We start from the raw sequence: 15,614 nt of genomic DNA on the forward strand, positions 1-15,614 counted from the left end.
TATGGCAGTTAAATATAGTTTTAATGAAGATAAACAGTTTATAATAGAAGATTATGATAGGGCTAAGACCTTTGCTAGCTTTTTACCTGGAGTTGCAGGAATAGATGGGATTCCTATGTGGGCATATTATGTTAATCGTGGACAAGGGCTTGGAAGCTTTGGAGTAAAGGATAAAAATAATACAATAATGGAATTCTTCCCAGCACATTTGATGTATAAAAATGTGGAACTACAAGGATTTAGAACCTTTATAAAATATAATGGACAAGTTCATGAAATCTTTTCTTCCGCTTCAACAGATGTAGTAAAAAGAAAAATGTATATAGAGAAGAATCTTCTTAAGGTAGAAGAAGTTAATGATAGCCTGAAGCTTAAGGTTACTGTGACTTACTTTACAGTACCTAAGGAAAGCTATGCAGGACTCATAAGAAAAGTTAAGCTTGAGAATTTAGATAAACAAGAAAAAACTATAGAGATTTTAGATGGACTAACTCAGGTGCTTCCTTATGGTATCTCAAATGGAGACTATCAAGCTATGGCCAATCTTATGAAGTCATGGTTTGATGTATTTAACTTAGAAAATAACATAGCTTACTATAAGGTTAGAGCAACTACTAGTGATTCCGCAGAAGTTGGAGAGGTTAATAAAGGCAATTTCTTCTTGGCTTTTTCTAGTGAGGAAGAAGGTTTAATAAAACCAATAATAGATATGGATTTGATTTTTGGAGCTAATACTTCACTTACAAGAGCAGTTAACTTTGAAGCAGAAACCTTAGATTCTATATATTCTAAAAAGCAAATTCCTGAAAATAAGGTTTCAGGAGGCTTTTTAGCCAAAGAGGTTATTTTAAAGAATGAAGTTACTTTATGCAGTGTCTATGGCCATATAGCTAGCTTAGAACTTATAAGTTCTATAAAAGATAGGTTTAATATAAGCTATGTAGAGACAAAGGAAAAGGAAGCTAGGTTACTGGCAGAAGAGTTAGTAGAGGAGACTTATACAAAAACCTCAAGTCATATTTTTGATGAATATATTAATCAATGTTATATGGATAACATTCTTAGAGGAGGATATCCGCTAGTATTTGAAGCTGGAGAAAAAAATCATGTGTATCATGTATTCTCAAGAAAACATGGTGACCTTGAAAGAGAGTATAACTTTTTCTCTTTAGAACCTGCCTATTATTCACAAGGCAATGGTAACTTTAGAGATGTTAATCAAAATCGTAGAAATGACGTTTTAATCAATCCTAAAGTTAAGGAGTTTAACGTAAAGCAATTCATGGATTTAATTCAAGCTGATGGATATAATCCTTTGTCCGTAAAAGGTTCTTATTTTACTTTTGATAAAGAAAAACTCACAGACATATTAGCTTTAGCTGTGGATAATAATAAAGGGCTTGTGGATATTTTTAGCGAAAAGTTTACGCCAGGAAAGCTGATTAACTATATCTCAGATAATGAAATAAAGCTAAATATTACTAAAGATGAGTTTGTGAAGACAGTGTTACAGCACTCTACTCAAGGCTTTGAAGCTGAGTTTGGAGAAGGGTACTGGACTGATCACTGGACTTACAATATGGATCTCATAGAAAACTATCTTAATATATATCCTGATAAACTGCAAGAGTTTCTATTTGAAAGAAAGGATTATAGATTTTTTGATAGTGCTGTAAGAGTGCTTCCTAGAAGTGAAAAGTATGTACTAGCTTCAGGAAAAGTTCGTCAGTATGATGCTATTGTAGAAGATGAAGAAAAGTGCCACAAGTTAAACATAAGTATCAATGATACTAATTGGCTTAAAAAGTCTAATGGACTTGGTGAGGTTTATGAAACTAATCTTTATGGCAAGCTTATTTCTCTTGCAGTAAACAAGTTTGTAAATCTTGATCCTATGGGAATAGGTATTGAGATGGAAGCAAACAAACCCGGTTGGAATGACGCAATGAATGGATTGCCAGGAATTTTTGGTTCTAGTGTAAACGAAGCTGCAGAACTATTAAGAGTCATTAATTTCATCATAGAAGCTTCAGAAAGCTTTGATAAGACAGTAGAAATATATGTTGAGGTAGCAGAATTAATTAACCAGGTAGAAGCGCTTGTAGATGATAATTTATGTGAAAAGCTATCAGACTTCAACTACTGGGATAAGGTTTCCGATTTAAAAGAAAGCTACAGAGATAAGATAAGGTTTGGCATCCAGGGGAAAGAGAAAGGATTTGGTACAAGAGCGTTAAGTGTAATCTTCAGGAAGTTTAAGGTTAAGCTTACCAAAGGACTAGAAAAAGCATTAGAAATAGGCAATGGAATATATCCTACTTACATGACCTATGAAGCTGAGGAATACGAAGTTATAGAAGGAAAGAGAAATCCTGTAAATGGATATGAGAATGTTCTGGTTAAGAAGTTTAAGTATGTACCAATACCTTTATTTCTAGAAGCTCCAGCTAGAATGCTAAAGAGTATAAAGGATAAGGATCAGGCAAGGGAGCTTTATGAAAAAATAAAGCAAAGCAAGATCTATGACTCTAAGCTTAAGATGTACAAGACTTCTGAACCTTTAGATGACACTACCTATGAGATAGGAAGAGCTAGAGCCTTTACAGCAGGATGGCTTGAAAGAGAATCTATCTTCCTTCATATGGAGTATAAGTATCTATTAGGATTGTTAAAAGCCGGCCTATATGAACAATACTTTGAAGATATAAAAACCGCTTTAGTGCCTTTTATGGATCCAAAGGTTTATGGTAGAAGTACCCTTGAGAATTCTTCTTTTATAGCTAGCTCCGTAAACCCTGATGAAGCTGTCCATGGAAGGGGTTTTGTATCTAGACTTACAGGCTCCACCTCAGAGATGCTAAGCATGTGGTTTATGATGATGGCGGGTAAGAAAGTCTTTAGCTATGAAGCAGGAAAACTAAAACTAGAGCTTAAACCTATCCTTCCACATTGGATGTTTGATAGTAGCAATGAAGTTAGCTTTAAATTCTTAGGGAACATTTTAGTTACTTATCATAACAAAAACAGGAAGAATACCTTCGGAGATAACTGCACTGTGGTAGAAAGAATCTGTTTGAAGGATTCTGAAAATCAAGTATATAAGATAAAAGGCGGCATAGTAGAAGGACAATATGCCGAGCTTGTTAGAGAAGGTAGTATTAAGAATATAGATGTTTATATGATATAAAATTAAAGATACCATTGCTAAACTAATACTTACAAATTTGATAAAAAGAAGCCATGCATAAAATAGAGCCCTTCTATTTTTATGCACGGCTTTTACTTTTACATATATGGATTATACATGTTTTATAAGATTAGTCAGTGAAATTCATCAAGGTTTTTCAGAATATAGATTGGTAATTTTTTTGCACATCATTGAAAAAGATTTTACTTCTTCCTCTGTTAAAGCTTCTTCAATTAGATTCATAATTTCAGTTCCTAAATCTTCGACACGGCTTAAAAAGGATTTACCTTTTTCAGTAAGCACGATATCATATGCCCGACGATCATTAACCTGCCTTTGTTGAACAATATAATTCTTTTCAAGTAGACGTTTTGTCAGCTTTGATATACCTGACTGAGAAATTCCTTTCATTTCAGCAAGTTCTTTTGTAGTTTTAGGGCCTAGTTTATTAAGTGTATCTAATATGTAGTACTGTGCGGTTGAAACACCTTCTACATTAAATCTGTTTGTATCTGAAACAATCATGCACTGAAATGGGATATAGCTTTCTTCTAATTCTCGAATTGACATTAAATGCACCTCCTAATCGGTCATAGTGTATTTTTTTAAGTAAGCTCCAGTTATAGACTTTTTACATTTTACTAAATCCTTCGGTAAGCCTGCAAACATAACTCTTCCACCATTCTGTCCAGCATAGGGACCCAAATCAATAACATAGTCAGCTTGGCATATAATATCTAAATTATGTTCAATTACAATAAGTGTAGAATTCTGCTCCACCAGACGATTCATTACTTCAAGTAAATTTTTTATATCAGCCATATGAAGTCCCGTTGATGGTTCATCTAAAATATAAATATTGCCATTGTTGTCAAGCTCTGTAGCAAGTTTTAGCCTTTGAAGTTCTCCTCCAGAAAGAGCATTCAATGGTTGCCCCAAGGAAATATAGGTGATTCCTACATCTGAAAGTCTCTTGAGTACTTTTAATATCTCTTTTTCTTGAAAAAATTCTAAAGCTTCTGATACTGTCATTTTAAGGACTTCGCCAATATTTTTGCCTCTTAATCTATATTCAAGTACATCACCTGTGTAACGATTTCCATTACATTCATCACATATCATAGCTATTGGATCCATAAAAGCAAGGTCTGTATAAGTAATTCCTAAGCCTTTACAATTAGGGCAAGCTCCTTTAGAGTTAAAACTAAATAAAGATGCACTAACACCATTACTATGAGCAAATAGTTTTCTAATAAGGTCAAAGATGCCTGTGAAAGTTGCTATATTGGAGCGCTTCGATGTTTGGATACCCTTCTGATCAATAAAGATAGCTTCAGGATAAAACTTCGGTAGCACTTGATTAATAAGTGTACTTTTTCCAGAACCGGCGACACCAGTTACAACGGTCATTACCCCTTGGGGGACTTCAACTGAAAGATTTTTTAGGTTATGTAGAGATACATTCTTAATAGAGAGCCAGCATTTAGGTGCTCGTGTGTAAGACTTTAGTTCAGGTTTATAGGATAAATATTTTCCAGTCAATGTACCTGATGCTTTTAGGCCTTGAAGACTTCCCTGATATACAATTTTGCCACCATTAGTTCCAGCGCCTGGACCCATATCTACAATATTGTCAGCAATCTTTATTATGTCTGGGTCATGTTCCACAATTAGTACAGTATTTCCTTTATTACGAAGACGTATCATAAGGTCGTTTATCTTGCTTATATCATGGGGATGAAGGCCTATACTGGGTTCATCAAAAATATAAGTAAGGTCAGTCAAGCTGCTACCCAATTGACAAACCATTTTTATTCTTTGTGATTCTCCGCCAGAAAGCGTAGAAGTTTCTCTGTTTAAAGTCAAGTAATCTAATCCAATAGATATCATATGCTCCAATCTGTTTATAAGCTCAGAAGCTATTGTAGATCCTACAGGAGTATTAATTGACTTAACAAAGTTTAGAAGCTCGTTTATCTGCATATCAGAGCATTCGGCTATATTTTTACCATTCACTTTGCAAGATAGTACCTTATCATTTAAGCGTTCACCATGGCAATGAGGGCATGTTTCTTTAGTTATATAATACTCAATTTCCTTACTATATTTTATTTTTTCTCCATCTTCTTTTTTTAGAAAACTACGCTCTATACGTGGAGGTAGACCTTCATATAATGCAGTCTTGTGCCACTCAGGAGATGGGTTTTTAACCTTAATGCTATCAGAGTAAAGCAACAAATCAAGTTCTTCTGTGGAGTAGTCCTTAATTTTTTTATTATTATCAAAAAATCCTGAATGGATATAACGAGTGATCCTCCATCCACCTAGCTCAAAGGTTGGAAAATTGATTGCTCCTTCGCTTAAAGATTTATTTTTATCCAGTAGTTTCTCTATATCAACAGTCTCAATGTTTCCCAAACCCTGACAGTAGCTGCACATTCCAGAGGGATTGTTAAATGAGAAAACATCAGAATAACCTACAAAAGGTTCTCCTATTCTTGAAAATAATAGACGTAATAATGAATAAATATCTGTTATTGTACCCACGGTTGAACGAGAATTGCCACCTAAGCGCTTCTGGTTTATTATGAAAGCTACTGACAGGTTTTCAATATTATCAACATCAGGTTTTCCGTAATGAGGCATACGGTGACGGATAAAACTAGTATAGGTTTCATTTAATTGCCTTTGAGACTCTGCTGCTATTGTATCGAATACTAATGAGGATTTGCCTGAACCAGATACTCCTGTGAAAACTGTAATTTTTCTTTTTGGTATCTCAATATTTATATTTTTTAGATTTCTCTCTCTTGCTCCAAATACTCGTATATAATCATTAAACATAGCTTTACCTTTCTGTCATGTACATGATATGGTTAATATATGAGTGACTCAACTATATTTTAGCTCTAGTAATTCTAAAATGCAACAAGGACAAATGAATTTTTGTACTTTCTAAATTTAGTAAGGTTAAGTTACGGCTAGTAAGATAAAAAGCTACTTTTATTTATTGACAAAGCCAATATATAAAGGTAAGCTAATTTTGACAACTTAATAACAAACTTAGGTGTCTTTCGAGAATTTTTCGAAAGGTGAAAAGGGAATGCGGTCAAAATCCGCAGCAGCCCCCGCTACTGTAAGTGAAGACGAACCTTCAAATACCACTCTTTAATTTTTAATTTAAAGGGGAAGGAGAAGGTTAGGATGAAACACAAGCCAGGAGACCTGCCTAAGTTAGTGAAAAGTATGGCTTTCGGTGGGAAAGTGCTATTTTTATGGATGATTTGTACAGTATAAATTTGCCCTTATATCTGTCTGTTTAGTATTATATGAAGGTTAAAGTAAACTGAGCTTATATATATTACTTAGCTTTTATGCTTAATAATTATATGTAAAACAACAGTTGAAATTAATTCATATTAATAACTACCGTATATTATAGATATCCTTTACGAAAACTTAATTTATATATGTTCGATAATACCTGGTTCTGGGAAGTATTAGGCATGCATAAATTAATAGTTGAAGGTGGATACCTATAGTTTAAGTAATATCTGTTTTGCAATATAAATGGATAGCTTAATGTTTTTGTACAGCAGTATTAAACAAGCTTCTGATTAACTTAGTTTATGCATAGCTATAACCTGAGCGTATAACTACTTTAGAGGTTTATTTAATATAAATAAGGAGCAAAATTTCTATATATTTAGTCAATTATAAAGGTGGTGTTCTCTTAGTGAGACGCTGCCTTTTTTACTGTCTAGGAAATTGCGAGGTTTTCTTAGCTAGACCTAGTAATTTCAATAGATTAGGCCAGTTATTTAGGGATACAGTAAAAAATAAAGTTATGTCATCTATTAGAATTTCTTCACATAGGTTCAGAAAAGGCAGATGTGCAAAAATGCTCACTGAAGAAGGGTGCTTCAGAGACTTTTTTATTTTTTAAAAATCCCAGAGGCAAATAGATAAAGTTGTTGTTAGTAATAATTTTAGGAGGAAGTTTCATGAGTGTTAAGTTAGAGGTTAGTGGTTTTAAAAAGAAAGCAATATTGGTTATAAGTTTTGGTACTACCTATGAAAATACAAGAAAGCTTACCATAGAAAAGATAGAAAAGCTTATAGAGGAAAACTATAAAGATTATGAGATAAGGAGAGCCTTTACTGCTCACGGAGTTATAAAAAAGCTGGCTAGCAAGTATCAAATGCATGTGGATACACCAGAGGAAGCTCTAAATAAACTAAAAGAAGAAGGTTTTACTGAAATCATAGTTCAACCTCTCCATCTTATACCAGGACTTGAGTATGACTATGTAAGAAATGTAATAGATAGCTTTTCTAAGGAAAATTGCTTTGAAAGCATTAAGTTAGGCAGACCGCTTCTATACTTTAAGGGAGAAGAAGAGGACATACCAGATGATTATACCTTGATGATAGAGGCTTTAGAAAACCAAGTTCCAAGAGATGAAGCAGTTGTTTTTATGGGACACGGAACTCACCATCCTGCTAACTCAACTTATAGCTGTCTTCAAACAGTTTTTTGGGACAACGACTTTGATAATGTTTTTATAGGAACTATAGATGGATATCCAACTTTAGACCACGTTATAAAGAAGCTTAAGAAAAATAATATTACTAAGTTGACTTTAATGCCGCTTCTTTTAGTAGCTGGTGACCATGCGCAAAATGATATGGCTGGAGAGGAAGAGGATTCCTGGAAGAATATCTTACAGAAAGAGGGCTTTGAGGTTGATATATACCTGCATGGCCTTGGAGAAAACATCAATATACAAAAATTATATTTAGAACATTTAGAGGATGCTATAAGCGATAGATATACTAATATAGGTAAAAATAAAAAAGGCATGGCTAGCAATTTTTAAGGGGGAATAAAAATGGCTAAAATTATGATACAGGGTACTGCGTCTTCTGTGGGGAAGAGTATCTTAGTAGCAGCTCTTTGTAGGATTTTTAAACAAGATGGCTATAAGGTAGTGCCCTTTAAGTCACAAAATATGTCCTTGAACTCCTACATAACCTTAGATGGCAAAGAGATGGGAAGAGCTCAGGTACTGCAAGCCTATGCTAGCGGTTTAGAGCCTGAAGTTTATATGAATCCAATTCTGTTAAAGCCTACCTCAGATAAGAAGTCACAGGTAATAGTCAATGGAAAGGTTTTTGGAAACTATACTGCCATGGAATATCACAATATGAAAACTGGTTTCAAGGATATGCTAAAAAAGCATTTTGATAAGTTGGAAGAGGAATTTGATATTGTGGTTATGGAGGGCGCTGGAAGCCCTGCTGAGATAAACCTAAGAGATAAAGATATAGTAAACATGGGGATGGCGGAACTGGTAGATGCACCGGTGCTGATAGTAGGGGATATAGACAAAGGCGGTGTTTTTGCAGCCTTAGCTGGAACTATGCTGCTTTTGAAAGAGGAAGAAAAGAAGAGAGTAAAGGGGACTATAATAAATAAGTTCAGAGGGGATGTAAAGATACTTGAACCTGGGCTTAATATGCTTGAAGAGATAATTGATAAACCTACTGTTGGAGTGGTACCTTACTTTAAGTTAAAGCTTGAGGATGAAGATGGTGCCGTTGAGTTTAATAAAAAGGTAACTGCTCCTATAGATATAGCAGTAATTAAGCTTCCTAGAATTTCAAACTTTACGGATCTTGACGCCCTTGACAATGAAGAAGATGTATCCATAAGATTCATAACCTCCTTAGAGGAGTTTGGAGAGCCAGATTTTTTAATAATCCCAGGAAGTAAGAATACCATAGAAGATCTTATGGCTTTAAGAGACAATGGACTAGAAGCTAAGATAAAAGCCTACTCGAAAACTGGCATGATCCTTGGAATCTGCGGAGGCTATCAAATGCTTGGAAATAGTATAGAAGATCCTTATGGCGTAGAGACAGAATTAAAAGAGATAGATGGAATGGGACTTTTAGACATAACTACTGTATTTGAAAAAGACAAGGTAACAACTAGAGTTAAGGCAGATATAGCTTCAGAGTTTTTTAAAAAGTCAGAACAGAAATATATCCTTAACAAAGGATTTGAGCATATATACGGCTACGAAATACACATGGGTATAAGCAGCTATGGGCAGAATGCAGAGCCTTTATTTTCAATAGCTAATAAAAATGGAGAAGAATTAACTGCTAAGAGCTTAGAATACAAGGATGGAGCTATAAATAAAGATGGTAGAATTATGGGAACTTACATCCATGGAATCTTTGATGGAAGTTATTTTAGAGAGTATGTAGTTAACAGATTGAGAGAGAAAAAAGCTATTGAACTAAAAGAAGCAAAGAATTATGAAAGTCTAAGAGAGAAAGAACTTGATAGGTTAGCAGAGCTTGTTAGAAGCTCTTTAGATATTGATAAGATATATGAAATAATGGGAGTTGAAAAGAAGGAGGATTAAGGTTGAAAAGTATAATTATATCCTCAAATTCCAGTGGTGGAGGAAAAACCACCTTTACCCTAGGACTTTTAAAGCTACTAAAGAGTAAGGGGATTAAGGTTCAGAGCTATAAGGCTGGACCGGACTATATAGATCCAGCTTTTCACACACATATAACTAAAACAGCTTCACGTAATCTAGATCTTTTCTTAATGGGGGAAAAGGGAGTTAAAGCTAGTTTTTCTAGAGGAAGTGGGGAGTATGGAATAATTGAAGGGGTTATGGGCCTTTATGATGGCAAAGGAATAACCTATGAGTATTCTACAGCTCACTTGGCAGAAGTACTTGATATACCAGTGCTTTTGGTGCTTTCACCCAAGGCTCAGGTTGCTACCTTGTGTGCAGAGATATTGGGATTAAAAAATTTTAAAAAGATAAATATAGCTGGAATCGTGCTTAACAACATAAGCGAGAGTTATTATAAGCTTTTAAAGCTTGCCATAGAAAAAAGCTGCGGAGTAAAAGTTTTTGGCTATGTACCAAAGGATGAAAGATTAAGCTTGAAGAGTAGACATCTTGGACTAGTTCAAAGCAGTGAAGTAGAGGACCTAGATGATAAAGTCACCCTATGTTCTGAGCTTATACAAAAGTATGTGGATGTAGAGAAACTTATTAAGTCCTTTGAAGGTTCGTCAAACTATGAGGATAATTTTAAATTATCTAATAAAAAGCTTAGATCAGCGGTAGCTTATGATAAGGCCTTTAGTTTTTATTATAAAGAGAATCTAGAGCTTTTAGAACATCTTGGAGAAGTAGAATATTTCAGCCCACTTAAGGATAAAGTGTTGCCAAAGGGCATAGATTTTTTATATCTTGGAGGCGGATACCCAGAGGTATTTATAAAAGAGCTAAACGAAAATAAATCAATGCTGGCAGATATAAATAATCAGTTAAGCGATGGCTTAAGGTGTTATGGTGAATGTGGCGGACTTATGTACCTTATGGAGCAGATAGAAGGTGTAGCTTCCGTTGGATTTTTCAAAGGAAAGTCCATGCTTACCACTAGACTTCAGAACTTTGGATATGCTGAGCTAGAGGTTGTGGAAGAAAACAGCATTATAAAAACAGGGACTAGGATTAATTGCCATGAGTTTCATAAGTCAAAAATAGAATCTGAAGAGAAAAAGTTATATAAGGTTACAAAGAACGTATTTGATGGAACCATTAAGAATTGGCAGTGTGGATATCATAAAAATAATACTTTAGCAGCTTATGCACACATACATTTCTTCGGAAATATTCATATGTTTGACGACTTAGTAACAGGTGACTTTAAGAAAGTATAATAACATAATTTAAAATATATTGTTTAAACATATAGAACTTGACTTAGAAAGCTGTTTTTAAAAGTCAGCTAGGTTTTGAGCGGAGAATTTTTAAATACAAAGATTTTACCAAGTGGAATATGGCACAAATTAAGAGTTATAAATAAGGATCTTAGGAGAGAAGAGCATGGATTATATAAAGATTCCAATGGATATAGAGAAAAGAAGCTTTGAGATAATTGGTGAGGAGCTAGGAGAGCATAGTTTTGATGCTAGAGAACTTAGTATAGTAAAAAGAGTTATACATACTACTGCAGACTTTCAATATAAGGATTTAATCTATATAAGAGAGAATGCAATTGATGAAGCGCTAAGCCTTTTGAAGTCAGGAATTACAATATATACCGATACGAAAATGGCTTTGTCAGGAATAAACAAAAAAGCCTTAAGCGAATTAAACTGTAAAGTTGAATGCTTTGTTGATAGAGAAGATGTGGCTTTCATTGCAAAGGAGAGAGGAATAACTCGTTCTATGGCAGCAGTGGAAAAGGCTGTTGAAGAAGGAGTAAGCTTCTTTGTTTTTGGAAATGCACCAACAGCACTATACAGACTTAAAGAGCTTATTGAAGCAGGAAAAGCTAATGCCAAGTTTATAATAGGAGCTCCAATAGGCTTTGTGGGAGCAGCGGAGTCAAAGGAAGAAGCTGAAAAGCTGCCAATACCAATGATAACTATAAGAGGCAGAAAGGGTGGAAGCACGGTAGCAGCAGCTATTGTAAATGCTCTTATGTACCTTTTAGTAAATAGGAGCTAAGATGCTAGAGCTATATGTTAACTGTGATGGAAAAAAGCTTAGATGTGGATATACAACTGGCTCGTGTGCAGCTGGAGCGGCCAAGGCTGCAACACAGATGCTATACGAAAATATAGAGCTTAGGGAGATAAAGATTGATACTCCTAAAGGTATAGTACTTTTACTGCCAATAGAAAAGACAGTAAGAGGAGATGACTATGTTGAGTGCTGCATTCTTAAAGATGGTGGAGATGATCCTGATGTAACTCACGGTCTTGAGATATGGGCAAGAGCGACTAGGAAGAACGAAGGATATAGTTTAAAAGGCGGAAAAGGCGTAGGTGTAGTTATGGGGGATGGGCTATACGTTAAAAAGGGTGAGCCAGCCATAAATCCAGTTCCGAGAGCTATGATAGAAAAAGAAGTAAAAGAAGTTCTACCAGAAGATAGAGGAGTGGAAATAACCATATTTGTTCCTAAGGGAGAAGAAGTAGCTAAAAAGACTTTTAATCCAAGACTGAACATAATAGGGGGGATCTCTATTTTAGGAACTACAGGTATAGTAACGCCTATGTCAGAGGAAGCCTTAAGAGAATCGATCAAGCTGGAGATAAATCAAAAGGTTGCTAATGGATATGATGACTTAATTTTGGTCTTTGGAAACATGGGGGAAGATAAGGCAGAAACCCTGGGCTTAGATATTAATAAGGTAGTTGTTATGTCAAACTACGTAGGAGATGCTCTAAACTATTGCATTGAGAAAGCCATAAAGAAGATCACTATAGTAGGACATATAGGGAAGATCTGCAAGATTGCTGCAGGCTGCTTTAATACTCATAGTAGAGTATGTGATGTAAGGCTAGAAGTTTTAGCTTTAGAGCTTGCTCTTATGGGAGAAAGCAATGAGCTTGTGAAAAAGGTGTATGAGCAAAAGACCACGGAAGGCGCAGTTAAACTTCTCGGCGATGGCTATGAAGCTTTGTATAAAAATATTGGACAAAAGATACTAAACAGAATAAACATATTTACCTATAACCAGCTTGAAGCTGATGCAATAATGTACTCTATGGACAATGGAGTGCTTTACGATAGCAGAAAGTGATGTGATTTTTATGTTGTATATAGTAGGAATAGGACCTGGTAGTAGAGAGTATATACTTCCTAAGGCTATGGGAACACTTGAGGCTTCAGATTTGATCTTAGGGTTTGCAAGAGCCTTAGAAAGCATAAGTGAAGTTAAGACAGATATAATAGCTGTTAAGGAATTAAAAGATATTATTAATATAGCTAATGAAAATAAGGATATAAATGTGTCGGTTATAGCTTCTGGAGATCCTGGTTTTTATGGAATATCTAATTATATAAGAAGTAAATATGAAGGACCTATTGAAGTTATACCTGGAATAAGCTCCTTTCAGTACTTTATGGCAAAGCTTAATAAATCTTGGCAGAACAGTTATTTAGGAAGCCTTCACGGAAGAGAAGAGAGCTTTTTAGAGGAAGTAAAAAGCAATAAACTGTCTGTTTGGCTAACAGACAAAAAGAATTGTCCTGAGGCTTTGTGTAGAAAGCTTTATGAAGAAGATATAAAAGTTAAGGTTTATGTAGGAGAAAATTTATCTTATGAAGATGAAGTTATCTCCAGTGGTGATCCTGAACAATTAATGAATAAAGCTTATAGTGAGCTTTCAGTGGTGGTGATAGAGAATGAAATATATTAAAGATGAAGAGTTCATAAGAGGAAACTGTCCTATGACCAAGGAAGAAGTCAGGATAGTCAGCATAGCAAAGTTAGGCATTGAAGAAGACTATAGCATTTTAGATGTTGGAGCTGGAACAGGGTCTGTTTCTATACAGATGAGTAAGCTAGCATCAAAGGGGAAAGTTATCTCCATTGAGAGAGATGAGGAAGCCCTAGAATTGTTATATAAGAATAAGGAAAAGTTCGCAGCAGACAATATGCAGATAATAGCTGGAGAGGCTCTTGAGGCAGCTGGCTCTATAGAAGGACAATATGATGGAATCTTTATAGGTGGCAGCGGTGGTAACCTTGAAGCAATAATAAGGGTTTATGGAAGTAAGCTAAAACCTAATAAGAACATGGTTTTAAACTTTATAACCATAGATAATCTTTACAAGGCAATTAATTGTCTTAGAGAGCTAAACTATGAAGTAGAATGTACTCAGCTTGCAGTAAGTAAGGCAAAGGGAAAAGGGCTTATGCTTACAGCTAATAACCCTATATTTATTGTAACTGCAGTTTTAAAGTAGATAGTTTAAATTAAGTGGTTAATCATCCGATGCTTCAATGAGCCTACGCAAAGAATTAATATGATTTCTTCATATTCCATGGCTAAAACTGTAAACTCACTACGTTCGAACATACAGTTTTACTCTTTATTTAACCATTCACTTTTTATAAGTTTTGGTATCTTAATCTCAAGAACATTAAGAATACTATTCAAATAAAGAGTAAAGAGAGAGAGAATATGTCGCCTGCCAGAATTTATTCACATTCGTTCATAAAAGGCAGATGCGCAAAAAATCACTAATGAAGAACGTATTAGTGATTTTTAAAGCCATTCCATCTGAAAGAATCATTTAATTCTAGTAGCTAGCTCATATAGCATCTCCTGCATAACCACTTAATTTAAACAACGTTATTAATCATGGACTTAGAAATTAATGTATATTGCGTTAAGTGGTTAGTCATCCGATGCTTGGATGATATACGAAAAGAATTAAATATAAGATGTACAACTTCTATCTGTAATTTATTTTGAAATCCTCTATGTGTTCTGAGGGGAGAAGTTGAAAATATAAGTTTATTACGAAGTAGTACATCCATAAATAGTTCCTATATTGAAACTCAAGTTATAATTGTTGGAGAATCTCGGCTTCTGGTGATTAGAGGATGTCTGCTTCTGTGGAACATCAGGCCCTTATAAATTAATAGTTGAGTTAGGAACTCTATAATAGGAGGATAATATGGCAAAGTTATATGGAGTTGGAGTAGGTCCTGGAGATAAAGAACTTATTACTATAAAGGCAGTAAAGGTTATAGAAAGCTGTGAGGTTGTAGTAGTTCCAAGTGGAATGGCTGGTGGAAAAAGCATAGCTTTAGAAATAGCTGAAGATTATATAAAAGAGGGTACAGAGGTATTAGTGAAGCATTTTCCAATGGGAGGAGAAGAGCAGGAGTCAAAGATATATGAGGCTTTTCAAGCAGTGGAGGAAAAGCTTAAGGAAGGAAAGAACGTTGCTTTCTTAACCATAGGTGATCCATTTATATATAGTACCTATATATACTTATTAAGGCATATAGAAGAACACGGCTATGATACTGAAACAGTTCCTGGAATAGCGTCTTTTTGTGCCTGTGCAAGTGTTGCAAAAGAACCCTTAGTAATAGGCGATGAACCTCTTCTAATACTTCCAGGAAACCAAATAGACAAGATAACAGATGAAAAGAATGTAGTGCTTATGAAAGTATACAAGCAAGAAGAGAAAATAATTAATGCTTTAGAGGAAAAAGGCTTTAATTATGTATATATAAAAAGAGCTGGAAGAGAAGGACAGGAAGTCCTAAGAGATAAAGCGGACATAATAAAGAATAGAGAGTATATGGCACTAATTATAGCGCATAGATAGGTATAAGCTTAAATGTTACTAAAACAAGGTGCTTTTATAGTAGCTTACTGAAATTAAGGGGCTAGTTATACCATGCTTTAGTGGACTTATGCGGATATTTTAGGTATATAGAAGCTCCCACATAATTGTTTAGCCTAATCATTATTTTTAAACATATTTTAAATATGAATAATTAAGAATAAAATTACTTAAGAACTAAGAACTAAGAACTAAGAACTAAGAACTAAGAACTAAGAACTAAG

General features: G+C 34.7%; 11 protein-coding genes and 1 riboswitch. Of the genes, 9 read left to right on the forward strand and 2 right to left on the reverse strand.

Going from position 1 to position 15,614, the window contains the following annotated elements:
- Nucleotide 1: 1 nt before the first annotated feature.
- Nucleotides 2-3,187: a cellobiose phosphorylase gene (locus C1I91_RS04595; RefSeq protein WP_128211550.1), complete on the forward strand. Its 3,186-nt coding sequence runs from the start codon at nucleotides 2-4 to the stop codon at nucleotides 3,185-3,187.
- Between the two features lie 147 nt (nucleotides 3,188-3,334).
- On the opposite strand, the gene C1I91_RS04600 is transcribed toward C1I91_RS04595, so the two are convergent.
- A complete protein-coding gene (locus C1I91_RS04600) occupies nucleotides 3,335-3,757 on the reverse strand; it encodes a MarR family winged helix-turn-helix transcriptional regulator (RefSeq protein ID WP_128211552.1) in 423 nt (140 codons plus the stop codon).
- 12 nt (nucleotides 3,758-3,769) lie between these two features.
- Nucleotides 3,770-6,031, reverse strand: coding sequence for an ATP-binding cassette domain-containing protein (locus C1I91_RS04605; RefSeq protein WP_128211554.1), 2,262 nt, complete (start codon nucleotides 6,029-6,031; stop codon nucleotides 3,770-3,772).
- A gap of 204 nt (nucleotides 6,032-6,235) precedes the next feature.
- Nucleotides 6,236-6,434, forward strand: a riboswitch (cobalamin riboswitch).
- Nucleotides 6,435-7,191: 757 nt separating this feature from the next.
- On the opposite strand from C1I91_RS04605, the gene C1I91_RS04610 reads away from it, so the two are divergent.
- The 8 genes from C1I91_RS04610 to C1I91_RS04645 all read left to right on the forward strand — a co-directional run bounded on the left by C1I91_RS04610 (nucleotide 7,192) and on the right by C1I91_RS04645 (nucleotide 15,372).
- Nucleotides 7,192-8,067, forward strand: a complete 876-nt coding sequence (locus C1I91_RS04610; RefSeq protein WP_128211556.1) for a sirohydrochlorin cobaltochelatase — start codon at nucleotides 7,192-7,194, stop codon at nucleotides 8,065-8,067.
- A 12-nt stretch (nucleotides 8,068-8,079) separates the two neighbouring features.
- Nucleotides 8,080-9,624 carry a cobyric acid synthase gene (locus C1I91_RS04615; RefSeq protein WP_128211558.1) on the forward strand — a complete coding sequence of 515 codons (1,545 nt, stop codon included), beginning with the start codon at nucleotides 8,080-8,082 and terminating at the stop codon, nucleotides 9,622-9,624.
- A gap of 2 nt (nucleotides 9,625-9,626) precedes the next feature.
- Nucleotides 9,627-10,949 carry a cobyrinic acid a,c-diamide synthase CobB gene (locus tag C1I91_RS04620; protein ID WP_128211560.1) on the forward strand — a complete coding sequence of 441 codons (1,323 nt, stop codon included), beginning with the start codon at nucleotides 9,627-9,629 and terminating at the stop codon, nucleotides 10,947-10,949.
- A 166-nt stretch (nucleotides 10,950-11,115) separates the two neighbouring features.
- Nucleotides 11,116-11,742: a precorrin-8X methylmutase gene (locus tag C1I91_RS04625; RefSeq protein ID WP_128211562.1), complete on the forward strand. Its 627-nt coding sequence runs from the start codon at nucleotides 11,116-11,118 to the stop codon at nucleotides 11,740-11,742.
- Nucleotide 11,743: 1 nt separating this feature from the next.
- Complete coding sequence (gene cbiD, locus C1I91_RS04630) at nucleotides 11,744-12,823, forward strand: cobalt-precorrin-5B (C(1))-methyltransferase CbiD (protein ID WP_128211564.1); 1,080 nt, start codon at nucleotides 11,744-11,746, stop codon at nucleotides 12,821-12,823.
- Complete coding sequence (gene cbiE, locus C1I91_RS04635; RefSeq protein ID WP_238475922.1) at nucleotides 12,795-13,442, forward strand: precorrin-6y C5,15-methyltransferase (decarboxylating) subunit CbiE; 648 nt, start codon at nucleotides 12,795-12,797, stop codon at nucleotides 13,440-13,442. The genes cbiD and cbiE overlap by 29 nt, the downstream gene beginning before the upstream one ends.
- Nucleotides 13,429-13,992, forward strand: a complete 564-nt coding sequence (cbiT, locus tag C1I91_RS04640; RefSeq protein ID WP_128211566.1) for a precorrin-6Y C5,15-methyltransferase (decarboxylating) subunit CbiT — start codon at nucleotides 13,429-13,431, stop codon at nucleotides 13,990-13,992. The genes cbiE and cbiT overlap by 14 nt, the downstream gene beginning before the upstream one ends.
- A 717-nt stretch (nucleotides 13,993-14,709) precedes the next feature.
- Nucleotides 14,710-15,372: a cobalt-factor II C(20)-methyltransferase gene (locus C1I91_RS04645; RefSeq protein ID WP_128211568.1), complete on the forward strand. Its 663-nt coding sequence runs from the start codon at nucleotides 14,710-14,712 to the stop codon at nucleotides 15,370-15,372.
- Nucleotides 15,373-15,614: the final 242 nt, after the last annotated feature.

The organism is Clostridium manihotivorum, assembly GCF_004015185.1.
Classification (GTDB): Bacteria; Bacillota; Clostridia; order Clostridiales; family Clostridiaceae; genus Clostridium_AR; species Clostridium_AR manihotivorum.

Bases quoted from the DNA above. Each gene is read 5' to 3' on its own strand.
- C1I91_RS04595 (WP_128211550.1), top strand. From the start codon at position 2: ATGGCAGTTAAATATAGTTTTAATGAAGATAAACAGTTTATAATAGAA.
- C1I91_RS04600 (WP_128211552.1), bottom strand. From the start codon at position 3,757: ATGTCAATTCGAGAATTAGAAGAAAGCTATATCCCATTTCAGTGCATG.
- C1I91_RS04605 (WP_128211554.1), bottom strand. From the start codon at position 6,031: ATGTTTAATGATTATATACGAGTATTTGGAGCAAGAGAGAGAAATCTA.
- C1I91_RS04610 (WP_128211556.1), top strand. From the start codon at position 7,192: ATGAGTGTTAAGTTAGAGGTTAGTGGTTTTAAAAAGAAAGCAATATTG.
- C1I91_RS04615 (WP_128211558.1), top strand. From the start codon at position 8,080: ATGGCTAAAATTATGATACAGGGTACTGCGTCTTCTGTGGGGAAGAGT.
- C1I91_RS04625 (WP_128211562.1), top strand. From the start codon at position 11,116: ATGGATTATATAAAGATTCCAATGGATATAGAGAAAAGAAGCTTTGAG.
- cbiD (WP_128211564.1), top strand. From the start codon at position 11,744: ATGCTAGAGCTATATGTTAACTGTGATGGAAAAAAGCTTAGATGTGGA.
- cbiE (WP_238475922.1), top strand. From the start codon at position 12,795: ATGGAGTGCTTTACGATAGCAGAAAGTGATGTGATTTTTATGTTGTAT.
- cbiT (WP_128211566.1), top strand. From the start codon at position 13,429: ATGAAATATATTAAAGATGAAGAGTTCATAAGAGGAAACTGTCCTATG.
- C1I91_RS04645 (WP_128211568.1), top strand. From the start codon at position 14,710: ATGGCAAAGTTATATGGAGTTGGAGTAGGTCCTGGAGATAAAGAACTT.